Origin of the sequence: Mucilaginibacter robiniae (assembly GCF_012849215.1) — a bacterium.
Classification (GTDB): Bacteria; Bacteroidota; Bacteroidia; order Sphingobacteriales; family Sphingobacteriaceae; genus Mucilaginibacter; species Mucilaginibacter robiniae.
The window spans coordinates 4320600-4343025 of sequence record NZ_CP051682.1 but is presented as its reverse complement, the minus strand read 5'-3'; the positions used below and the strand labels follow the sequence as shown (position 1 = coordinate 4343025).

Below are 22426 nucleotides of genomic sequence, written 5' to 3'. Positions count from 1 at the left end.
TCAAAATTTACAAGCCTCTTCCTCTCTTATTGTAAACAGGCATACTATTTGTATTTATTAAAATACATTTTTAAATGTTTACTATGAAAAGATTATTTGTACTCTCAATCATACTATTAAGCTTTACCAGTCGCATTTTTGCAAATGGATTAGATAGCTTGAAACAGCAGTTGCAAATTACCACTATTGATTCTGCAAAGGCAGCTATTTATACGCGAATGGTTGATTACTATTTGGATGAAAATAATTCTCCAAACCGATATAGTAAAAGAATCAATGCAGAAAATGCGGTTAACTATTCTATGCTGGCATTGCACCTTTATTCTAAAAACGACGATACTACAGGTTTAAAAACCAGCTATACCAATCTATCCAAAGCTTATCGTATGCAACGCCTTTATGCACAAGCTAAATGGTTTATTTTGCAAGCTAATGCGTTGGCACGTCAGCAAACTAAAGTTGATGATATTATAGGTACACTGGTTCAGTTGGCTGCTATTAAGATGGATATTCATGATTATAAATTAGCTAACCGCGACTTGAAAGAAGCTTTAAGGTGGTCATTGCATTATGACAGCTTACAGGTAAATGATATTAAGAGAAGTTATACCCGCTTATATACCTATATTAGTGTACCAACAGAAGAAAATATTTTTATAGAAGGCAATAATTTACTTAAAATCAGCGGATCCGAAATGCCTATATCAAGTAAATCTACAATTAGTAAACGACGCAAAGTTGTAGTAAGCAAAAGAAAATTTTATGCTGTAAACAACAAAGAGACCTATACAAGTAACACTATTAGTTTCTAAGTACTAAAAGCATTATCATTTATCTACATAAAAAAATAGGCCTCCATTTGGATGCCTTTTTTTATGCTATTTTCCGTTTTAAAGTAATAACTGTAATTTCCGGCCATATACCTAATCGACCTGAGAAAGCTAGGAATCCGAAGCCTCTATTTACATATAAATAACGGTTGTTTTCATTAGCTAAACCAGCCCAATCTAAGTAGCGGTACTGAACCGGACTCCAACGCAAGCCTGCAGCTTCGACACCAAATTGTGCACCATGCGTATGGCCGGATAATGTTAAATGTATTTGTGTAGGATGATAACGAACCTTCTCTTCCCAATGAGTAGGATCATGCGATAACAAAACCTTAAATGAATGCGGATCAACATTGCTTAGCGCCTTGTCTAAATCTCCTATTTGTATAAAGCCTCGTCCCCAATTCTGTACACCAATTAGGACAATCTTTTCTCCTCCTTTATTTAGCTCAATATTTTCATCTAATAATAATCGGTACCCTAAAGTTTTATGATGTTCTTTTAACTTTTGCAAGTTAGCTTCTTTTTCTTGTTGGCTGTTCCATTGTATATAATCTCCATAATCATGATTACCCAAGATAGAGAACTGCCCATAAGGTGCCTTTAATGAACTAAAATGATTTAAGTAAGGTTCAATCTCCCATGCTACATTGTTTACCAGATCTCCAGTAAAAACAAATAAATCTGATTTCTGCGCTTGAGCCAGATCAACACCCTTTCGAACAGCTGCTGTGTTATCAAAGCTTCCTGAATGGATGTCGGACAACTGAGTTATTGTAAAACCATCAAATGCTTCTGGCAAATCATCAAAAAACAAAGTGTGGCGATGTACTCGATAATCATACTTACCTCGCAACATGGCATAAAAGAATGAGGTAAACGGAATAGCAGCTAGTAGAACGGCTACTTCGCTAATAAATCTTCGCCTTGATGATATAGATTGTCCATTTTGTAGTGGAGTATGTTTAATAGTGTTTAACAAGCCAATGAAAAGCCGGTAAACATCACCTAGAAACAGCACCAAAACAAATACTATTTTAGTTGCCAAAAAAGTTAGAAAAATACTGAGTACCCATTCATGAAAAGGCGTCATACCACGTGCTGTAGTGAAGCTACCTAGCCCAGCTACAAACACCATTAACACTCCTACATTTATCACCCAATACGCCCACAATACCAGTTGTTTATTACGGTTGTTTGACCAGCCAGCTAATAACGTTCTTAAACCGTGATAAACGTACCAGTCCATCAATAAACTGATAGCTGCCAGTATCAAAAAAAACTTTATAATTCCACCACGATGCATAAGTATATATCAATGTGTTAAAAGTAGCTAACACTACAGCCTTCCATTTTGTTGCAAGGCTGTCAGTTTATAAAGCCAGAGTAGGTACTCCGCTTTAATGTTTATTTTTGCAGCTTAATTAATAACCATGCAAGCAAACCTAAAAAATAAATTTGATAGCATTATATTCGACTTAGATGGAACCTTGTGGGATTCGACCATCACCGTAGCTGAGGCTTGGCAAAAGGCTAAGGAAGAATTAGGCTATGTAAAAGATGATGTTACTCCAGCCGTAGTAAGCTCCATTGCCGGTATGGCCTACGATGCAATATTTGAAAAATTAACTCCTTACCTGAGCAACGAAAAACGTAATGAATTCAAAAACTTATCGGCTCGGTATGAACTGGAAATGTTAAGTACTAAAGGTGGAGCATTATACCCTGATTTGGAAGAGACTTTAAAATATCTAGGTAACAAATATAAATTGTTTGTAGTAAGTAATTGCCAGAACGGTTACATTGAATCTTTTCTGAAACAACATAACTTTGAACACGTGTTTGCAGGTCACCAATGTTATGGAACCAAAAGTCAACCTAAATTTCAGAATATCCTAGATGTGATTGCCGATTATAGCTTATACGCTCCAGTTTATATTGGCGATACTCAGGGCGATTATGACTCCAGCACTAAAGCGGGAGTTCCTATGATTTTTGCTGCGTATGGCTTTGGCAAAGTAACAGGTGAACCTATTACAACAATAAAACAGTTTAAAGACTTACAGGAAATTTTATGATTGCTTAGTCATTTACCGGCAGTATCAGTTTGAGTACTGTCGGTATTCAAACCAGTTTTATTCATACTGTTATTTGGCGACTGTTTAGGATCAATCTCCATACCCCTATTCTGAAAATTATTAATCTTATTTTGCTTATTTTTATGTTGCTTTTTAGCAGGCGAGTTACAAGCAACACAAAGCAAAAAACTGGATATTAGGAAAAAATAAAGTGCTTTCATTATGTTAAGCATGAATGTTTCTGATCAGTTTATCTTAAACTACATACCTTTCTTCAGGATGTAAATTTGTTCTCGTCTGAACATCTATTATGCCATAAAGTAGCTCCTAAGCATTTATAACAATTAAGTTACGCCTATAAATTTATCTATTTTTATAAGCTATTTCATATTAGCATTGTATGACACTTATATATGCTGATATTTTTACAGCTACAAAACATAATGGTTAACTTATTTGCAGACTTTTGCAGCCTTGTACTTATTTAATGAATTATCAAACTCAAGATACTATTGTTGCACTGGCTACGCCGAATGGAAGTGGTGCTATAGCTGTTATTCGTTTATCTGGCCCCGAAGCAATTACTATTGCTCAAAGTGTTTTTAAAGGAAAGAATTTAATTAAACAGCCTTCACATACTATTCACTTCGGAACTATACATGATAGTGATTTAGCCTTAGACGAAGTATTGATATCATTATTTATTGCACCTCGTTCCTATACCCGTGAAAACGTTGTGGAGATTTCTTGTCATGGCTCAACTTACATTATTCAGTCTATTATAAAATTGCTGATTAAGCAAGGTGCCCGTGCAGCTAAGCCAGGTGAATTTACGCTTAGAGCATTTTTGAACGGTCAGCTTGATCTTTCGCAAGCTGAAGCCGTAGCCGACTTGATTGCGTCTGATTCCAAAGCTTCACAACAAGCTGCTTTGCAGCAATTACGAGGTGGCTTCAGTACCGAATTGCAAACTTTACGTGAGCAATTGGTACAATTTGCATCATTGATTGAACTAGAGCTTGATTTTTCGGAAGAAGACGTAGAGTTTGCTAATCGTAGCCAGTTAAGGCAACTTATACATGATATCACCCAATTAATTGGCCGCCTCATCCAATCGTTTGATTTAGGAAATGCTATTAAGCTAGGCATTAGTACTGTAATTGCCGGCAGACCTAATGCTGGTAAGTCCACCTTACTAAATGCGTTATTGAATGAAGAAAGAGCCATTGTTAGCCATATTGCCGGCACCACTCGAGATACTATTGAGGAAACTTTAAACATAAATGGCATCAATTTCCGATTAATAGATACTGCCGGTATTCGTGAAGCTACAGACGCGATTGAACAAATTGGAGTGCAGAAGACAATGGAAAAAATAAGCCAGTCTGCTTTGCTATTATATGTATATGACGTGCAAACACTTTCTGTAAAAGATGTTGAGCATGACATTGTCAGTTTACATAAACCCGGTTTGCCGGTATTGGTGATAGCCAATAAAATTGATTTGCAAAACACAACACAGCAGGCCCCCAACCTACCCGAAGGCACAACCTACGTTGCCGTGTCAGCTAAAGGGAAAACGCATATCGAAGAGCTTAAACAGCTAATTTATCAGCATAGCGTACAAGGCCGGTTGAATGGTAATGAGACTTTAATTACTAATGTACGTCACTTAGAAGCTTTGCAAAAAACGGAACAAGCGTTGATTAAAGCCCTACAAGGTATTGATACTGCAGTAAGTTCCGACTTTCTGGCTATTGATATTAAACAAGCCTTGCATTACCTAGGTGAGATTACCGGTGTAGTTACCACTGATGATCTGTTGGATAATATTTTTTCTAAGTTCTGTATCGGAAAGTAAACCGCGTTTACCTTTTATATACAAACATCTGTATATAAAAGGTAAAGGCGGTTTTATCTACTTTTAGCTGCCTTCTATATACAAGTATTACCCGTTTTTCCTTTATTTGAAAGCTTACCTATGGTTTTACGAAACGTTTAAAAAACGTCATTTTTCTCCCCAAATTTTTTTAGATATTTTTTCGTTTTATATTTTCAGCTATTAAATGGTTTTACAAACCAGGATTAATAGCATGAAAGTGTCAATAATTATCCGCACCTCTCCTTTTAAAATGATTGCTCTAGATTGTATCTGAATTATTACCTAAATGCAAAGACAAATGTGAGACACTTGATTGTTGGATTTACAACAACAGGCTTCACAAGGAGTAAACCAACAGTCGTTAAACAGAACCTTTTTTCAAGCTGATGCAAGGTTGTATGGCTTTCATTGGTACCATATACTTCTACATTGGATAATTTACTCAATTCTTTTTCCTTTTCTATCCGAAATTAGACCATTAGCGTTGCTGAACATAACAGCCAAATAAACAGGATAAGCTTTTTGCACATTATGGACCGTAAAACAAGGTAAGTTGGTAAGAGAACCGATTATAAAAAATAAGTAAGATGTATAATCAAGCAGCAGTAGCTTCTTAGCCAGGAATATGCACCCTAATGGATGAAACTAAGCTGCTTATGCAACTGTTATATACCCTATGGCAGCTAATCCTATTTATACGATTTTTAGAGAAGACACCAGCACCCGAACTCTGCAAATCTTCCGGGGTTATGATAAAATTGAAGAACAGTTGTACTATACCTTTGATTTTGATAACCAGCAAACCGTAATTACCCAGTATAATGGGCGCTGGATAGACAATGCCGGAAAAGATCACCAGCAAGCCGGCCAGCTGGGTAGTTTACTTGAACAACTAGAAGAAACGGTGGGTGACCGCAAAACATGGACATTCATTGATTTGTCTGAATTAACAAAGACATTTGAGGAAACAACACTATTAATTTTTGATGGCCAACGGGGAGCAGAAGGCATTGATCACCAGGTGCAGTTTCCAATCGGTGATTCCACAATCAGTTTTAACCTACAAAGCTTGATTAGTGCCGATAACCAGGTGCTCCGGCAGCTTTCCGGTAGCCGGCTGCATCAGCTCATCGCCACTTACAAACTGTATCTGGAACGACCCGGCCGGTTGCTCACCTACTTACGCACACCCCGGCTTGAAAAATCTACACCTTGCTACTTCGGCTATGTGCAGGCTTTAAACGGCAATCAATATATTGCAGGTGTAACATTTGACCAGCCAGAATCAAATCATTATTTGTCGCACCTGATGGCGCTGATTGAATTAAGTTAATTTTATACCACTATCTCTTTCACCTATCTTGAAACACACCGCTCTGCAAGCTATCCGGTCAGCTGAAAAGCTGTTGATCGAAAAAAAGATTAAATATGCCCTTATCAATCCACCACACTTTGAAAAAGGATTGCAGGGCCAGAGCACCATTGGGCCGACTGACGTTTGGGTTTTATCTTACATTTATGTATGTTTTCAGGATGAAATTTCGTTCATCTACCTTAATGATACTGATTTAAGTTTGAACCATATCCTGACCAAGCATGGGACCATTCGAAATGTCTAGCTGGCGAGTTGTTATACTGTAAACTTTTATTAGTAAAAACCAAAAAACGGTCGTTTAGTAGCTTAAAATCAGCATTCTCTTTTTAACTAAGCTCTGCTTCTACTACTCTTTCACATTAAAATGGACCAATAATAACAGATCATGAGCCTGTGATACACACGGCAAGGAAACTTGAAAGTCATTAAATGTTTTAAAAGAAAAACATTTATAAGTGGTTATACTTTATTGAAAAACACTTAACTAATAGTATTAAAATTTAACCAATATAAATATATGGAATTCTCTGACTCATTTCTTCCCACTGCCAACAGTGTTGGTATGTCATCTATGGTGACGTACTTTTTCCTCATTTTTGCGGCTTATGCCTTTTTAGGAAACGTCATTTTTTGCTGGCTGGGCAAGTCCAGCGTAGCACCCGAGCATCGTACTTCCCGGTATTTTACGGCTATTATTGCGGCGGTAGCAGGTATATCTTACATGCTGATTGCGCACTTTTATCACGAAATGTTGAGAGAACTGGCTCACACGACCGACCCCATTAAAAGGGATGAACTGCTGAGAACTTCATACAACGCCATTGGTCAGCTGCGATACATCGACTGGTCTATTACTACTCCCCTGTTATTACTAAAAGCCGTAAGTATGCTGAAAATACAACCCAACCAAGCTAAAAACAGTATTTTTTGGCTATTATTTGCCGATTTGTTTATGGTATTTACCGGTTACATTGGCGAGCAGCAATTAACTGCCAACGGCCACATTATGGTTGGTGACAAGTTGATTTGGGGTGCTATATCTACCCTAGGCTATATCATTATCCCGGTAATATTATGGAACCTGTGGAAACGTTTCAAAGATACTGTACAACCAGAGGAACGTACCGCTTACAAATGGCTTGCCTTATCTACCGTTACTACATGGGGCGTGTATCCTATAGGTTATATCTTGACCACCATTAATGGTTTTAACCTGAACTACATCCATATTTCGTTTAGCATTTTTGACGTAATCAATAAAGTAGGTGCTGGTGCAGTAGTATACCTGGCTGCCAAAAAGATACTGGAGAAGCGTGTAGCCGAAGATGCTACCATGAACACACACATGGTAGACTAACCAGGTACCGAACTGTTTAACTTATGCATCACTTCCATATGTGGAAGTGTAATGAGCGACAAAAACACAAACAGTAGCGGCAAAGGATCAAACAAAGGCGCATAGCGCCTAAACGAATAACCGGCCGCTACAAGGCCGGTAATAGCTATTAGGCTGAAGGGTAAAGCCTTCAGCCACAGAATCAGCAAGGGTTTATTATGGGTGGTATTGCCGTCGGTAATAAACCCTTTGATATTAAACAAGGTAATGAGCGAGTGCCAGCCGGCAAAATACAAGGCAAAAGCAGGCAACAAAGGCAACGCATATCCGCATAGCAATACCACCACCAACTGCAACCTCAGCCAGTAACAATAACGGTTGCCCTGCCTTATAAATGCGGTAACTATCGAAGCCACCAAGATAACCATGCTCGATGCTGGTATAAGCCAAGAGGAGTTTGAAGCAATGGCAGTCCAGTGACTATAAATTAAGCCATTTCGGGTAACCATGTGTAGCAGTATAGGACTTACTTCGAACTGGTGGGGAAGTAAAATCCAGACCAATACCGATATGCCATACAGCAACCGGAGCAATGCAGTAAGCACTGGGGTTTGCGGCATTAGGCTGATGTCTGTTTCTCCAAAGTGCCAGCAGGATATCAGAAGGAAGAAGGAAAGGCTCAACTGCGGAAATACATACCACGCCAGCGCATACAGCAGCATAATGGCCACATACCTGCCCAAAAATAACATCAGCCGAAAGCGGCCTTGCTGCCGCCTGGACTGTTCCTGCTGCACCAAATGATCAAGCGCACCATGCGGTATACCGGTTAACAGCAGACTTACCATTAAAAAAACCAGCTGCATAGGCAAAGGAATACACCCGTCGATGAGTTGCCAAACCGTCAGCAAAATACCTGCTACCACCGTAAAGCAGACGAGCTTTACATTTTGCAGCGTATATGGGTTACTTTGTGCCACTACGGTTAAATATATGCTTTACAGCCTGCTTTAGAAAAGGCCTCCAGGGTAAATGCAAAAATATACCCACTTCCTGCGCCAGTGTGGTTTGTTCATTTAAAAACCTAAGCACCTGCGGCATAGTGGCATGCCTAAACAACCGGGTAAAAATATCACGAACTATGTATGGCTTCGCTATAATTATATTGAGCAGCAATTGATCGTAAAACCGAAACCTACCACGCGTTGCAGGCCATTGGTAAGGCAGCTTTTCACCAAAGTGCTTTGCCAGTAAAATGCTGTCACGGGTAATGCGGTTAAAGGTGTAACCTGTGCTGGCTTTCACCATACCGGCTGCCTGCCCTATCAACACCTCGCCCGCTGCCCCGTACCGACTAAACGAATGCCTGCTCATGGGAATACACCCTACTTCGGTAGCAGTTACTTTAAATTTGATGTACGGAAAGGCCTGATGCAGATAGGCCGTAATCAGTCTGTCGTAAGTTTCTTCGTCTTCCCTACGCTCCGAAAAAAAGGTTGCTTCCACCAATGCCTTGTTCCCTGAAAAAGGAAGCACGTACACAAAATGCACTTTATTGTACAATTGTACTGTATAGTCCATTAAAATGGCTGTATCGGTATCTAAAACATCCTGCTCGGCTTCTATATACCAACCTTTAAAATGCTGCCATAGCTCAGGCTTTGGGCTTTCTTTAGGTGCCAAACTACTATAGCAGGTTTGCCCCCACCACTGCATCTCCTGTGCTTTAATTAAGTAACCACCTCCTAATTTTGTAACATGGTTAACCCGGGCCCGCATTACCGTAATGTTGCTATGCTGGGGAATAAACTGATGATTGAAATAGTCAAAAAACACACTTCCCGGAATGTAATGATAGGCATATGGTTGTATAGGCTGACAGGTTGAAAAGCTCGCGGCACTGAAAGTAAGCTGATGCCATGTTTTAGTAACCAAATGCTGTAACGGGTGTCCAGATGCCGACCAAAAGCACCATGACTGCTGCTTTTCGGCACCATCATCAATCAGCAATACTTTATAATCGGGCCAGTTTTCAAGCAGCGAAAGCTGCTGCAGCAGTTGCAAGCCGGCACAACCAGCCCCGATAATAACAATATCAAATTTTTGAAGCACCATAAAAATTCACGCAGTTCCGTTAAAAATGTGAGAGTGAGTAAATTTGTTTTCATGCAACCAGTTATACTTTGTAAGTATTAGTTAAATTTATCACCTTTTTATCTTTGCAAGTGGCACATTCCAATAGTGATTTATTTATAATAATAAAGAACTTCATACCCTTTTTAGAAGCTCACTTCAGTCATTGGTGATAAAAATAGATGTGGCGAGATTTACTACTTTAATATTTAGTGAAACTTACCTGAACTTGGTACACAAAATTCGTGATGAGATATTAAGTAAAGAGTTTTTCGAAGCTTTTTCCAGGCAGCGAGGGCGATTTATCCAAAAAATCATTGTGCTTAACGCCTTTATGGATGTGATTGCGACAAAAGGCATTGTTTTCCAACCAGTATGAAACCTATACTGACACAACCGTCATGAAGACGCTTTAAATGACGAAACCAATGTCGCTTACATCATCAATACCATTATCAACGACACTAAGCGCATCCTCCTGGAACAGGCGGTTAAAGAAAGCCAGAATCGGGAGCAGTTGTTGATCTAGGAATTAGCTGCCCGTAATGAGGAATTAACAACTACCAATTTGGAACAAGGCATGCATATCAGTCAAAATGATCTACCCAAGCTATCCGATCATTACTACCGTACGAAGAATACCTAGGTCCAGCATATTGCCAGCTTTGGTATCGGCCTTTATCTATGTTGCGAAATTATTAAACGGCATGGAGGCAGTATATGGGCAGAAAGTGAATTATTTAGTAAATTCCTTGGTGTACCGAAAAACTCGTAAAAACAAGGCTTTGGTCTACTTAAGCCACTGATTGCATTAAAGAAAACTTTCGAAGTTAATTTCGTGCACTCCTTGTCATATATTCAGTGTAGAAGTGTGCAAAAAGAGAGATTTTTATAAAATAGACCTTCTTTTTTTAACTAATAAAGTAGCTTTACCTCCAAGATCTCATTGATTAGTGCCGAGATCATCTTCGCATGTCACCTGACTAAATTATATTTACGATGTGCAATACCCATACCTGATCAACCAGCATGACAAACAACCTAGCAAAGTATTTACTGCCTATAATAACACTATTCTATTTGGCATCTTGCCAGCCAACAGGTCATCAAAACGCACCTAATCACCAAGATAGTTATACAACAACACGTAGCACAACAATAACGCTTGTACAAACATCAGATGCGGAAACCATTGTGACGCGTAAGGAAGTGCCTGTGCTGTGTTATCATCAAATCCGCAATTGGACTGCCCGTGATTCTAAAAGTGCCAAGGACGATATCTGCCCGGTAGATCGCTTTAAGTCCCAAATCAAAATGCTGGCTGATAGCGGCTATCATTCTATCTTGCCTAATCAGCTCTTTGCATATCTGACTACAGGTGCACCTTTACCGGCTAACCCCATCATGATCACTCTTGATGATACAGATCTAGACCAGTTCACCATAGGACGAGCTGAACTTCAGAAATATAATTTTAAAGCCCTGTACTTTATCATGACCGTTTCACTGGGTCACCGTCATTATATGACCAAGGCGCAAGTCAAACAACTGTCTGAAGAAGGCAACGTAATTGGCAGCCATACCTGGGATCATAAAATGGTAATCCGATATAAACATGATGTTAACCCGAAACTGGATGACTGGACAGTACAGGTGGATGGCCCAACCAATACCTTGGAGCAGTTAACTGGTAAGAAGGTTGAATACTTTGCTTATCCTTATGGGTTATGGAACACATCCATACTGCCGGAACTAAAAAAGCACCACTTCAAAGCAGCTTTTCAATTGGCAGAAAAGCGTGATTCTAAGGAGCCGCTTTTTACTATTCGCAGAATCATTGGAAGCGGTTACTGGTCGGCTAGCAACCTGAACCATGCCATCAAAAAAAGCTTTAAATAATGGCACTAATGACAATAGGAGTTTTTCAATGAGAACTCACATCAATAACACCTCTCATTTTGATTTTACAAATGTTGCTATAAATGTTGATAAAGGATTGAAGACACTTCCAAAGTAGCAAACTAACACAACAGTATGCAAGTTATTAACCCGCTGTTTAAGTAAATGTTAACTATTTCAGCCGTAGCTCAAACTGGAGTCAACATATATTCAATAGCATTGACGTCCGAGAAACGTATTTTATTGAAAAAGGACGGTGAACTTGTATTGATTCACAACATTCACTTTTACCACTTAGTACTGAGATCTGCGTTGGGGGGCCTGTGGATCGGTTTCGCATCTTACATGTGGTGGTTCGGGCTTATGGTCTTTGCCGAGCTCATAAGTATAGACTGGCTGGTTTCCTGTCGCGGCTCAACATATCAACATGTTCCAACCCGGTTCTTACACTTATATAGATTTAATCTCTGCATTACTGCAACAGGGTGATAAACTTTGTAGATGTTGCAAAATAATACAGCGCAATAAAACCGGTAGCTTTGTAACCTGTTTCCTATAAAACAGTTAACCTTTTCTCGAACATGACGATAAAGCGTTTAATCCAGACCCGCTGGGAAATTACACCTGAACAAGTTACAGTTTATCCGTATGGTGCTATCTATATTATGTGTGTAATTACTAGCATAGTGTGCATAGTGTGGGTGCTATTAGTAGTTAACGCATTTAATGATACTTCTACAAACGTTATATCTGTTTTGTGGCCGATAACAGTGCTCTACCTGTTAATGATTATCTTCTTTGGGCTATTTGGCCGCACCACCATTATATTTAATAGAAATAACCGGGTAATGTATAAACTCCTTTTTGGCTTTTGGCGAACCACAACATTGCCTTTTGACGAGATTTCCGGCATTATCCTTATGCGGAGCGCCAGGGGTACGTTCCGGTACAATGTTGTTCCAAAAAATTCCAAATGGTGGAATACCAGTACTGTTATTTCATCAGCGGTAATGAATGAAAACAGTGCACATGCTTTAGATTTTCAGGAGCATGTATTAGCTGCCCTTGATAAGTACTTGCATCTAAAATCAAAGCACAGTTCGTTAAGCTACAGGAAGAAGTAAGTCAGCAGCACTATCAAAATAATTAATCCGACAACTGACAAAATCACAATTAATACAATATCAAAAAACTTCCGCAAACCGGAGGATGTTTTGGGGCTCAATATCAGCTTAGGAAAGAACCTGTCTTTAAGCAAGCTCAAAGCAAAAAGTAGCGGAACGCCGATTAGCAACCACAAATACCAATAAAACCAACTCTCTGCATAAGCACCGCGGGCAAGCTAGCGCTTTACCGCCATGTCTGTTTTCTTCTGCTGCACGCCCCATAAGAGGCAGATTAAATAATCTGGTCTTTTTCATAAGAACAAATTCAAATTCGTCAACATCACAGTTAACCAACAAGTTAGCTCCTTGTTGGTTAACTGTGAGACAATTATTGTTTTATTACATGTATCAAGTCTACAAAATAGATACAGCAAAGCTACCTGCTGCTGCTTTTCGAACCATTAAAATGGCTGTCAAGTTGATGGTTATTGTTTATGTATTGTTTACGGTGTATATAACCTTAAGACTCAAGTTTGACTGGACATATGTGTTTACAGGAGCTGCTGTATGCATCCCGGCTTACGGATTGGCTTTACTGTTAGGGTATATGCTACTTAAGCAAAGGTACCGCCATTATCGAATTGTATTGGATGATGAGGGTGTAGCGTTCTATATGCCACCTAACGACAAAAAAATTCAGTGGGAGAACTTGTTAATAACAAATAAGACGGATGGTACAATAGCACTTCGCGATAGAAGCAAATCTGCAATTGCACGCTGGCTGACAGGTGAAGGAAACATAGAGATTATCCCGGAGCTTGAGCGCTTTAGCGAACTAAAACAGACTATTGAAAATTGTACTTCCAAACTCAATGCATAATGTAGAGTTTGATCATATTTTTTGTTGCGTAAGTCTCTTGAAAGCATGAATGCACTATTAGGATATGCAATAAAGTGTTTAGTAAAAATACTTTATTGCATTTTTGATAATCATGAATTGTTTACTTGATTAATAGATGAGAGAATTTATAGTAACAGGTGGCGGTGAGATTGGAAATGCGCATGGTACGTATCCTTTCGCCAGACTGACGATTACTCCATTTAAGGTACAATTAACCATATCTTTAGTAGGCACCGTTATATTTCGGCCTTCTGATACTGTGTCAATCGACTTACATGACTCTTTCCTAGGTATCCGGAAAGGTATTAAGATCAGACATAAAGTAAGTGGATATAGTGATCATATTATTTTCAGGCCAGTTGGTAATGCAAATTCTTTAATCCAGCATATTAGAGACACCGGATTTTTGCTTAACTGCGAACCTATGCCTGAAACTATCGAACAGGAAATTGCCAGTTTACAATCTTCAGGAAGCTTTCCGATTAAAACCAGTGCGGTGGTTGGCATCGTCGTTAGCTGGAATGTGTTGTGTATTCCGGCTATCATCCATGATGCAGGTAAACATTCATTTTTCAATCTCCCGGGCGCTATGTTTCTTCCCTTGGGTCTCTTATTTCTGATTTGCCTTTGCCTGTTTTTTGTCCCACTCGTCCGCAGAACGGTATTGAAAAAGCACCACCATTTTTGTGAAATCAAAACCGGAATAATCTTTATATCGTGCATCATATGCTTTCTGTTAGCTCTTTTGACTTTGCTGACAGCCTGAACCTTTGTTGCTGTGATTTAACGTTGTCAATAACAGTTTCGTAAACAACAAGACCGGAGAAAAACTACCCCGCTTTTAGTTGCTTGATCCCCCTAGTGTGTAATCTCCTGTCATAAACATATTTATTGAATTGCTGTTACCTTGCATAAACAACCGTAATATTAGCCCTTATGAAATCATTATTATCACAAACCTTTCTGGCCTTGAGCCTCTCATTAACCATTAGTTCGGTTTCCGCACAATTTAAAATTAACACCAAAACTATTAGCGCCGGTGAAAAGGGGTTCAAAGCCGCCACCTTTTCTGACGCTGATGCCGCCAAATTAGCCTCTGAAGCGGTAACCTGGATGGATGCACATAATCCAGTAGCCAGCCCAACTGACCCGTATACGGTGCGGCTGAACAAGATCTTTGCCAAGCATCAGCACCAAGACGGTCTGAACCTCAATTACAAGGTTTACAAAGTAAAAGATATTAATGCCTTTGCCTGCGCCGATGGCAGCGTTCGGGTATTCTCTGCTTTAATGGATATGATGACAGACGAAGAACTGCTGGGCGTTATCGGTCATGAGATTGGCCACGTGGCTCACAAAGATAGCCGGGATGCGGTAAGGGCGGTTTATAAAAGAGAGGCGCTGACTGATGCGGCATCTTCACAATCAAGCGTTGTAAATACATTGTCTGAAAGCCAGTTAGGTACGTTTGCAGGGGCCTTGCTGGACAGCCGTTATAGCCGTAAGCAGGAAAGTGAAGCTGATGATTACTCTTATGATTTTCTGAAAAGTAATAGCTACAAAGTAACAGCTTTAGCCAGCGCCTTTAACAAACTGGCAGCCCTAGAAACATCGTCAGGTACTACGCAAAGTAAATCTCAGAAAATGCTGAGCTCACATCCAGGTAGCGCAGATCGTGCCGCTAAGGTGATAGCGAAAGCTAAGAAGGATGGATTAGCTTAAGAACAAAATTATTACTTACAGTGAAAACTGCATAGTTGTAACTTTTTATAAATCGAATTATCCTTTATATTAATTTTAGAAGCTTTCAGTTTCAAATGTCAAGCGAATTTTGCGCAAGACATTTGAAACTGTTTAAAAATGATTGTTAATCACCTTGTAGTGCAGGGCAATCATTACTCAACTCATTAACCTATTAGCTTCCAACAATTTGGTAAAAACTTCACAGTCGCAGTCTAAATAGTCTTCTTCTCACCCCGTAAGATGTTATTAGCAGTGTGGTTCATTGCAAGTATCTCAATCATGCTTTACGCAATGATAAGCGCATGCTAGTTCATGCCCTTATATTCAATTAAGATGAGTGTAATTAAGCTAAAAGAATTGATCAAATAAGTGATCCACCTTTTCATCATTAGGCAGCTGTTTGGTCTTTTTTGGGTCTGATAAAATATTGTCACCAATCGTGTTGCCTGGTTTACAATACCTTTGCGGTAGTTATGGAACTAGACATAAATAGCTGAAAAGTTTGATATGAACATATTCGCTATGTAGTTGCAGCAAAAGTATCTATTGACTTAAACAAGTAAAATAATCCCACGTTTATAATAGGCATCTGCCAAACCTTATTTATGAAGTTTACCCCATTTCTTGCCTTGTTGCTGGTCTTCAAGTTGTTTGCAACCGCTCAAACAGTTCCCGTGAGGGTCGGTCAGCATGCTTTCACCATTCAATATATTACTTTCGATAACAAGAATAAACCCGGAACGGTTCTGATACGATCGTTGGGAAGAGATGAATACAGCATTGAAGGAGAGCAAAGGGACAAGCTTAAAAATGATTATGTTACGATCAAAGGAACTTTTCTAGCTAGAGGACGTGAACTCAAGTTCAATGGTAAAATTGTATCTAAAATTTCTTATGTCAATAACGGGCAGCCTTGCGAAAGTACAGGGTTGGTCATTTTTAAGGCTTCAGGTAAACGCAAATACTGGCGTTTGCAACAGATGCTCAATTGTGATGGTATTTCTACAGATTATATAGACATCTTCTTTTAAAAACATTTTTTAACAATTATACACTTATACTTATTTATAACTTTTAATATAAGTGACACCAGTATTATCTTACTACCAACCGTATAACCAAACAGACCCATCAGCGTTATGCCATAGTGCTGAGCTTAACCTACGGACCTATCTGATACAGACAGCAAATTGTTTCACCTTACCTAAACACTCCGTTATAATCAATGCCATTACAGTTACCATCCATAAATCATATGTTTCGCCATGTTGCAAATACTATCAGGCGTTTCCCTTTTGAGCTTGTTTTTGCATTAGTCGGAACCTACGCGGCTGTTGCTCTCTTATCAGATTATATTTATGGCTATATCAGCAATGAATGGTATACACGTATTTTAATGATGGCAGCTATTGGTTTGCCGTCAAGCTTATCAGCCTCTCTATTTGTTACGGATAAGGGATTGTCTATTGGCAGACAACTTCTGCTCAAATGCCTGACTGCGGCAATAGCCATGTTCTTTTTATTCGTTTTTCATCCCGACGAATATCCTCAGCACATAGTTCATTTTGCATTGCTGTTGGTAGCTATGCATTTGCTGGTGTCGTTCGCGGCTTTCACCAGCTCTGGTGACACTATTGCATTTTGGCAATTTAACAAAACACTGTTTATTCGTTTGCTTACTGGGTTGTTGTACAGTTTAGTTCTGGCAATAGGTTTAAGTGCAGCATTTGGGATGATAAACAGTATATTCGGAATACATCTGGATTGGCGCTATCTGCAGTATACCTGGACTATTATTTTCGGTGTTTTTAATACTTTTTTCTTCCTGGCCGGCATCCCGGAAAATATTAGCCGCCATAAAACACTGACTGATTATCCAAAAGGTCTGAAATTTTTCAGTCAGTACATTCTCATACCGTTAGCCACGGTTTACTTAGTAATATTGCTGGTTTATGAATTGAAAATTCTGATAGAATGGGAATTACCAAAAGGAATGGTATCTGGGTTGATACTTGGTTACGCCGGGCTTGGGTTGTTAGCGTTACTGTTAGTTTACCCCATCCGCGAGCAGGAAGGTAACAGTTGGATAAAGTTATACAGCAAATATTTTTATCTATTCCTGGTTCCTTTAGTTGCTTTGTTGGTGTTGGCTGTTACCAAGCGAATTAGCACTTATGGTATTACCCAGTACCGTTATTTCCTAATAGTGCTAGCTGTCTGGCTGCTATTTTTGATTGTCTACTTTCTGTCTTATAAAAAGACTACGATTAAGGCGATACCCATTTCATTATTCGTAATTATTATGCTTATTATTTACGGTCCGCAAAGCGCTACTACCGTTAGTCTTAACTCGCAAATATCTGTGTTGTCAGATCTGTTCAAGAAAGAGAATCTGATACGGCAAAGTAAGCTGATGCCTGTTAAGGAGGAAAAGGTCAAGCCTTATGCAGCTGTGCGTATGGGCAGTACACTTAGTTATATCCTGAAGCATTATGATTTTCAAGCACTGCAGCCATTATTGAGCGTTGATTTGCAAAGGCAGGAAAATTTGCTGAAACAGCGTTGGGAAAAAGACAATAATCATGTGCCAGACGAATATGGCTTTAACTTGTATAAAAAGAACTGGATAGAGAACTATTTGAACTTAGATGGATATGAATACCGGGAGCATTATAGTGAAGATCAAATAGAGAATGAACTCAACGCCAATTATTACGTTCGCACTAAGGAAAAAGTATCATCTTTAACAGGTTATGATTATATGCTGGTTAAAGACATTTATACAGATACGGTAAGTGTTGATACGGTAGCCAGTTACGCAGTACGGCAACGGGATAGCTTTGACTATAACGACGCTATGATACTGGATATAGGGCCAACCAAATTCACGTTTTCGGTTAAAGATCTGGCTAAACAAATTGTGCAGCAAGGCGATAAGCTAAGTACTTATAAAGATACCAGCGCAGCACGGGGTTTGGACAAATGGTACTTGCTGCCAAAGCAAAACCTTCAGCTAACCCAGCAAAAAGCAGGCATTAAAGTAACTGTTCAAGTAAAGGAAATTAGCTTTGACTTCACGAAGAAGGATGGCGTCAGAGTCAATTCCGTAAGTGCATTTTACTTCATCAAATTTGAATAAATAAGTTTGCCAACTCAAGGTAATTTAAATACCCATAATCTGATAAAATTCCTGAATAAAACGTTCTATACTTTTGCTGCGGTAACGTGAGCCCATGGTGAGCTTGCGCTCAGGATAAGTTTAGTATTACATTTGGAACGTCTGCAATAGCTTTGTGTTGCCAAGAAATTTACACTAATGGCGTTGTTATTGAACCATAATTGAGCTAAGCGCCTTGAAAGGGTCCGACAAAGGTTACTTTATTGCAATTTTGGGTATTAATATATAAAATAGGATGTTCATGTTTTTGCTGTTCTGATACTAATGTGCATTGCACCGATACTACATATTACTTGTTGTATTTTTCGCTTAAGAGCCGCACACCTATATTTATTGCTGCCATCACCTTAATTTATATAGTCCTGTGAATCCTGTGTCCTATATTGGCCAGCTATCGGATATCATTAGTCTACCTTCGGATATAAAATGTGCTATTGGTTCTGTAGGTTTTGCGATGTTAGGTATGATTACCATTGCCGTTATACCCGTATCCACTATTGTATTTTATATCTTCATTTATTACCGACAGAAAAAAGTGACAGCTTAACATAAGAGTGAGGGTTCCCGCATAACTTATTACTCTTGTCATTGTGCCTAAAACGCTCCACCAGAATGTATTTTATTGAAGAGTCTTAGAGCCAGTTCTTCAATATCGTCTCTTCTTGCTAATGTCAGCAGCCACTTCTGCGGTATACCATCAAGTCCATAGAGCAATCCGGCTAAGCCACCGGTAACTGCGGCTGTTGTATCGGTGTCTTCGCCCAGGTTTACAGCTTTTAAAGTAGCTTCAGCATAAGTGTTGGTAGTAAGCAAACACCAAATGCTGGCCTCTAACGTATGCACCACATAACCGCTACTGTATATTTGACCTTCGCCGATCATATTTATCCGGTCTACCAGCAGGCGGATGAAAATTGCAATTTCACTTTCAGGTATAAATAGCTTTATAAGCGTATCTGGAAAAGTTTTCTGCAAGCTTAAGTAAACTTCCATCTTTTGCTTACCCTGCAATATCTGTAAGGCAAACTCTAAATAATAGAAACAAGCAATAACCGTACGTATGTGCCTGTGCGTTACCGACGAGACCTTTTTAATAATCTCGAACCTTTCGGCAACTGGCTTATCTTTTATATTCACCAGTAAAGGCAGAATACGCATAAGCGAACCGTTGCCGTTTGCATTCTCACCCTCATCGCCGGCTAATTCAGGGGCTACTCCCCGCACCAGCCTATCAATTGCACGTTGTGTGGTAATTCCTATATCAAAGACTTCATGAGTAGCCGTCCAGTAACTATGGTTGCGCCAGTTAATGAAGTTTTGGGCTATCTGTTTTAAGTCAAACCCTGATACTATACCTTCGGCTAAACAGAATGTGAGGGATGCATCATCTGAAAACGTACCGGCGGGTTGATGGTGCGAGCCGTATCCAGTCATGTTGGTAACCGGATATTGCTTCAAATACGCTCTGCTCTTAAATTCTACAGGCACACCTAATGCATCGCCTACTGCTACGCCGAGTAATAAACTTTTACACGTATTTAAAAAAAATTCCATCCCAGTTGCTGTTATCAGTGCTCGTTAAACGCTCACTTTGTTGTTAACTTCTGCTTCTTGCTCCTTTAACCATTGGCGGATGTTGGCCAAATTAGTTTCGCTAACTATTTTGCCGTTTTTGAAAACAGTTTTAAGCAGAGAGTTGGCTTCTTGTTCGGGAGTGCAACGGTCTAGTGTTTGATAACCTTGCTCGTTTTTTACCAAAGCCAGCAATCCTTTGTGCGATTTCTTTTTGTGGTCGGTAATGGGGTCTTTCTCTATTTCGCGTGGTTCGCCGTTTACTTCAACGTAGGTAGCTTTAATGGCAAAGCCCAATGTATCGCGACTGTGGTTACGCAAAATGCCACCAACGCCAATCACCAAATTGCTGGCTGCATATCCCATTTTTTGCAGTCGTTCCAGAATGCGGATGTATCGTTCCATGTACATGCCGTCGCCATAAATCAAGCCCACTTTAGGGTTGAGCACTTTGTAACCTTTGGTATTTACGGATGACCCAAACTTTTCATCCAGCAAACGAATGGCACCTTTCCACTCATTGCTGCCGGTTTCGGCATCCGGATCACCGCAAATGATACTTTCAGGGTTACCGCTATCTGGACGGAACACCACCTTGCCTTCACGCTGTAAAATGGAAGGTTTAAGGCGCTCAGCAAAGTCGGTGAGCACTTTATATACATCAAACGTATCTGAAACTATAGAAACAATCCCGGCTGGATACAGATCTATCATGTGTTGAAAAGCTTCGATCTCATCTTCCCTACCGAAAGAACACATAACACTGTGCTCGCTGGCAGGTACCGAAAGCATGATGGACTCGCCGTTTACATCAGCGTTATAAAACTCAATGGCACAAGGCAATGCAGGTACATTATCGCTACCTAAAAAGGATAACAAATGTGCAACGCCGCTAATAGCTGCACCTTCTTCAGATGAATCGCCCCGGTAACCAAAATCATGTACCTGGAAGTCTTTCAAAGCTTGCAAGGCATCGTCGTCGGTAGCTTCAAAAAAGCGATTTACCACTTTTCGGTATTGGTAGCTGCAAGTAGCTACAGTAATGGTATACCACAGCTTAAGCAGCAAGCTTTCTATAAAACCAACTACCCAAAAGAAATCAGGGTGTGTATTGGTTATAGTCATCAGCACGTTTTTAACCGGCATAATTGTACCTTCTTTTACCGCTTTTATTTCAATAGGCAGGTAACCCAGCTGGCACAACTCTCTTATTTTGGCTTCAATCTCGGGTGAATTGCTGCCTAAAATGAGCCTACGATAGTTTAAAAATTCTTCGCCCATTTCGGGTGTAATGGGTTGAATTAAATACCTTTTTATATAGTACTGCAGGCCGAACAACACAGTTTCAGGAAAGACTTTTTCGCTACGTGCGGTGAGATAAGAATATACTTTGTTACAGCCAGGAGCATATTGCTCCACATGGCCCATTTTATATACGTCGGTTTGCAAAAGAATATTTTTCATGATGTAAGGATTGAATAGCTTTATCATTAAAGTTGTACTAATTCGGCTAAAGGTATGCGGGTGATAAGTGGAGAGGCCTCATTACGAATAGAATCAGTCGTGTAAATATGATCCAGCCACTCGGCCAGTTCAATTTCGCCGTGCGAAAAGATGCCGTGGGAAACAATCAGGCTTACCTTGCCGGCATTGCGCTGCTTCAACTCTTTGGCAACGCCAATAAATGTTGCGCCGCCATCACAGATGTCATCAATCACAAAACAATCTTTACCACCTAAATCGTGTTGATCAACGGTGATCTGTTTGATTTTACCATTGCTTACATCACGCACTTTGTTGCACAGCACAATATCATTGGTATAGCCAACAGCCTGAGACACTTTATAGATTTTCTTTAACGCGCCTGCATCCGGTGATACCAGCAGGGCGTCATGATGGCTTTGCAGAACTTTATCAACTAAGGTAGTATTAGTAATCAGTTGCACATTATCCAACAGTGCAAGTGATACCTCTGAGTGTACATCATATATATATACTTTTTCAAAAGCACAGCTGTTAAGCAAATTGCACATAACTTTGATAGATAGCGGCTCGCCAGCTACCATCACCCTATCCTGCCGGGCATAAGGCAAGTAGGGTATAAAAGCATTAATATGCTTGGTGCCACTCCTGCGCAAGGCATCAACGGCTAGCAGCAGTTTCATTACATCATCCGAATTGTTGAGACGGGTAGTGATCAACACATCTTCGGCAACTTCTTTTAATTTAATATGAACCTCGCCGCCACTGAATATAAAACTATGGCTTTCCAATTCGCCTTTTTCAACAATAATTGGCTTGAATCCGGTAGATAGATTTAATGTTTTCATAAACATTTGCGTTATATTGACACAAATATACTGTGTTGTAAATATAACATCCAATTTATTTTG

20 protein-coding genes are annotated in these 22426 nt (G+C 39.6%); 14 read left to right on the top strand and 6 right to left on the bottom strand.

Annotated features, from left to right (window positions below):
* Nucleotides 1-83: 83 nt before the first annotated feature.
* The gene (locus HH214_RS18945; protein WP_169610305.1) at nucleotides 84-812 is read left to right on the top strand and encodes a hypothetical protein; all 729 of its coding nucleotides are present in this window, start codon (nucleotides 84-86) and stop codon (nucleotides 810-812) included.
* A gap of 61 nt (nucleotides 813-873) precedes the next feature.
* Here the strand turns inward: HH214_RS18945 and HH214_RS18940 are convergent, their stop codons facing one another.
* Complete coding sequence (locus HH214_RS18940) at nucleotides 874-2079, bottom strand: metallophosphoesterase (RefSeq protein WP_248282145.1); 1206 nt, start codon at nucleotides 2077-2079, stop codon at nucleotides 874-876.
* Between the two features lie 184 nt (nucleotides 2080-2263).
* Between HH214_RS18940 and HH214_RS18935 the strand changes: the two genes are divergently transcribed.
* The 5 genes from HH214_RS18935 (at nucleotide 2264) to HH214_RS18915 (ending at nucleotide 7522) form a co-directional block, all read left to right on the top strand.
* The gene (locus tag HH214_RS18935) at nucleotides 2264-2908 is read left to right on the top strand and encodes an HAD family hydrolase (RefSeq protein ID WP_169610301.1); all 645 of its coding nucleotides are present in this window, start codon (nucleotides 2264-2266) and stop codon (nucleotides 2906-2908) included.
* A gap of 487 nt (nucleotides 2909-3395) precedes the next feature.
* Entirely contained in the window at nucleotides 3396-4769 is a 1374-nt protein-coding gene (gene mnmE, locus HH214_RS18930; RefSeq protein WP_169610299.1) for a tRNA uridine-5-carboxymethylaminomethyl(34) synthesis GTPase MnmE, read from the top strand.
* 697 nt (nucleotides 4770-5466) lie between these two features.
* The gene (locus HH214_RS18925) at nucleotides 5467-6123 is read left to right on the top strand and encodes a hypothetical protein (RefSeq protein ID WP_169610298.1); all 657 of its coding nucleotides are present in this window, start codon (nucleotides 5467-5469) and stop codon (nucleotides 6121-6123) included.
* Between the two features lie 28 nt (nucleotides 6124-6151).
* Nucleotides 6152-6409 (top strand): hypothetical protein, encoded by a 258-nt coding sequence (locus HH214_RS18920; protein ID WP_169610296.1) that lies wholly within the window; start codon nucleotides 6152-6154, stop codon nucleotides 6407-6409.
* 273 nt (nucleotides 6410-6682) lie between these two features.
* Entirely contained in the window at nucleotides 6683-7522 is an 840-nt protein-coding gene (locus tag HH214_RS18915; protein WP_169610294.1) for a bacteriorhodopsin, read from the top strand.
* On the opposite strand, the gene HH214_RS18910 is transcribed toward HH214_RS18915, so the two are convergent.
* Nucleotides 7519-8481, bottom strand: a complete 963-nt coding sequence (locus HH214_RS18910; protein WP_169610292.1) for a Brp/Blh family beta-carotene 15,15'-dioxygenase — start codon at nucleotides 8479-8481, stop codon at nucleotides 7519-7521. The two genes, HH214_RS18915 and HH214_RS18910, sit on opposite strands and share 4 nt — an antisense overlap.
* The gene (locus HH214_RS18905; RefSeq protein ID WP_169610290.1) at nucleotides 8468-9616 is read right to left on the bottom strand and encodes a lycopene cyclase family protein; all 1149 of its coding nucleotides are present in this window, start codon (nucleotides 9614-9616) and stop codon (nucleotides 8468-8470) included. The genes HH214_RS18910 and HH214_RS18905 overlap by 14 nt, the downstream gene beginning before the upstream one ends.
* A 187-nt stretch (nucleotides 9617-9803) precedes the next feature.
* Here HH214_RS18905 and HH214_RS18900 point away from each other — a divergent pair, with 187 nt between their 5' ends.
* From HH214_RS18900 to HH214_RS18865, 8 genes are all read left to right on the top strand, one after another.
* Nucleotides 9804-10013 (top strand): hypothetical protein, encoded by a 210-nt coding sequence (locus HH214_RS18900; protein WP_211166261.1) that lies wholly within the window; start codon nucleotides 9804-9806, stop codon nucleotides 10011-10013.
* A 650-nt stretch (nucleotides 10014-10663) separates the two neighbouring features.
* Entirely contained in the window at nucleotides 10664-11533 is an 870-nt protein-coding gene (locus HH214_RS18895) for a polysaccharide deacetylase family protein (RefSeq protein ID WP_169610286.1), read from the top strand.
* 581 nt (nucleotides 11534-12114) lie between these two features.
* Complete coding sequence (locus HH214_RS18890; protein WP_169610284.1) at nucleotides 12115-12657, top strand: hypothetical protein; 543 nt, start codon at nucleotides 12115-12117, stop codon at nucleotides 12655-12657.
* 385 nt (nucleotides 12658-13042) lie between these two features.
* Nucleotides 13043-13519: a hypothetical protein gene (locus tag HH214_RS18885; RefSeq protein ID WP_169610282.1), complete on the top strand. Its 477-nt coding sequence runs from the start codon at nucleotides 13043-13045 to the stop codon at nucleotides 13517-13519.
* Between the two features lie 136 nt (nucleotides 13520-13655).
* The gene (locus HH214_RS18880) at nucleotides 13656-14306 is read left to right on the top strand and encodes a hypothetical protein (RefSeq protein ID WP_169610280.1); all 651 of its coding nucleotides are present in this window, start codon (nucleotides 13656-13658) and stop codon (nucleotides 14304-14306) included.
* A gap of 170 nt (nucleotides 14307-14476) precedes the next feature.
* Nucleotides 14477-15262 (top strand): M48 family metallopeptidase, encoded by a 786-nt coding sequence (locus HH214_RS18875; RefSeq protein WP_169610278.1) that lies wholly within the window; start codon nucleotides 14477-14479, stop codon nucleotides 15260-15262.
* Between the two features lie 626 nt (nucleotides 15263-15888).
* Nucleotides 15889-16314, top strand: coding sequence for a hypothetical protein (locus tag HH214_RS18870; RefSeq protein WP_169610276.1), 426 nt, complete (start codon nucleotides 15889-15891; stop codon nucleotides 16312-16314).
* A gap of 224 nt (nucleotides 16315-16538) precedes the next feature.
* Nucleotides 16539-18422: a DUF4153 domain-containing protein gene (locus tag HH214_RS18865; RefSeq protein WP_169610274.1), complete on the top strand. Its 1884-nt coding sequence runs from the start codon at nucleotides 16539-16541 to the stop codon at nucleotides 18420-18422.
* A 633-nt stretch (nucleotides 18423-19055) separates the two neighbouring features.
* On the opposite strand, the gene HH214_RS18860 is transcribed toward HH214_RS18865, so the two are convergent.
* From HH214_RS18860 to prs, 3 genes are read right to left on the bottom strand one after another with little or no spacing between them, the layout of a single operon-like run.
* Entirely contained in the window at nucleotides 19056-20015 is a 960-nt protein-coding gene (locus tag HH214_RS18860) for an ADP-ribosylglycohydrolase family protein (protein ID WP_169610272.1), read from the bottom strand.
* Nucleotides 20016-20039: 24 nt separating this feature from the next.
* On the bottom strand, nucleotides 20040-21497 hold the full coding sequence (locus tag HH214_RS18855; RefSeq protein ID WP_169610270.1) for a nicotinate phosphoribosyltransferase: 1458 nt from the start codon (nucleotides 21495-21497) through the stop codon (nucleotides 20040-20042).
* Nucleotides 21498-21523: 26 nt separating this feature from the next.
* On the bottom strand, nucleotides 21524-22363 hold the full coding sequence (gene prs, locus HH214_RS18850; RefSeq protein ID WP_169610268.1) for a ribose-phosphate diphosphokinase: 840 nt from the start codon (nucleotides 22361-22363) through the stop codon (nucleotides 21524-21526).
* Nucleotides 22364-22426 lie beyond the last annotated feature (63 nt).

Coding starts and splice junctions, on each gene's coding strand:
- HH214_RS18945 (WP_169610305.1), top strand. CDS start 84: ATGAAAAGATTATTTGTACTCTCAATCATACTATTAAGCTTTACCAGT.
- HH214_RS18940 (WP_248282145.1), bottom strand. CDS start 2,079: ATGGACTGGTACGTTTATCACGGTTTAAGAACGTTATTAGCTGGCTGG.
- HH214_RS18935 (WP_169610301.1), top strand. CDS start 2,264: ATGCAAGCAAACCTAAAAAATAAATTTGATAGCATTATATTCGACTTA.
- mnmE (WP_169610299.1), top strand. CDS start 3,396: ATGAATTATCAAACTCAAGATACTATTGTTGCACTGGCTACGCCGAAT.
- HH214_RS18925 (WP_169610298.1), top strand. CDS start 5,467: ATGGCAGCTAATCCTATTTATACGATTTTTAGAGAAGACACCAGCACC.
- HH214_RS18915 (WP_169610294.1), top strand. CDS start 6,683: ATGGAATTCTCTGACTCATTTCTTCCCACTGCCAACAGTGTTGGTATG.
- HH214_RS18905 (WP_169610290.1), bottom strand. CDS start 9,616: ATGGTGCTTCAAAAATTTGATATTGTTATTATCGGGGCTGGTTGTGCC.
- HH214_RS18895 (WP_169610286.1), top strand. CDS start 10,664: ATGACAAACAACCTAGCAAAGTATTTACTGCCTATAATAACACTATTC.
- HH214_RS18890 (WP_169610284.1), top strand. CDS start 12,115: ATGACGATAAAGCGTTTAATCCAGACCCGCTGGGAAATTACACCTGAA.
- HH214_RS18885 (WP_169610282.1), top strand. CDS start 13,043: ATGTATCAAGTCTACAAAATAGATACAGCAAAGCTACCTGCTGCTGCT.
- HH214_RS18880 (WP_169610280.1), top strand. CDS start 13,656: ATGAGAGAATTTATAGTAACAGGTGGCGGTGAGATTGGAAATGCGCAT.
- HH214_RS18875 (WP_169610278.1), top strand. CDS start 14,477: ATGAAATCATTATTATCACAAACCTTTCTGGCCTTGAGCCTCTCATTA.
- HH214_RS18870 (WP_169610276.1), top strand. CDS start 15,889: ATGAAGTTTACCCCATTTCTTGCCTTGTTGCTGGTCTTCAAGTTGTTT.
- HH214_RS18865 (WP_169610274.1), top strand. CDS start 16,539: ATGTTTCGCCATGTTGCAAATACTATCAGGCGTTTCCCTTTTGAGCTT.
- HH214_RS18860 (WP_169610272.1), bottom strand. CDS start 20,015: ATGGAATTTTTTTTAAATACGTGTAAAAGTTTATTACTCGGCGTAGCA.
- HH214_RS18855 (WP_169610270.1), bottom strand. CDS start 21,497: ATGAAAAATATTCTTTTGCAAACCGACGTATATAAAATGGGCCATGTG.
- prs (WP_169610268.1), bottom strand. CDS start 22,363: ATGAAAACATTAAATCTATCTACCGGATTCAAGCCAATTATTGTTGAA.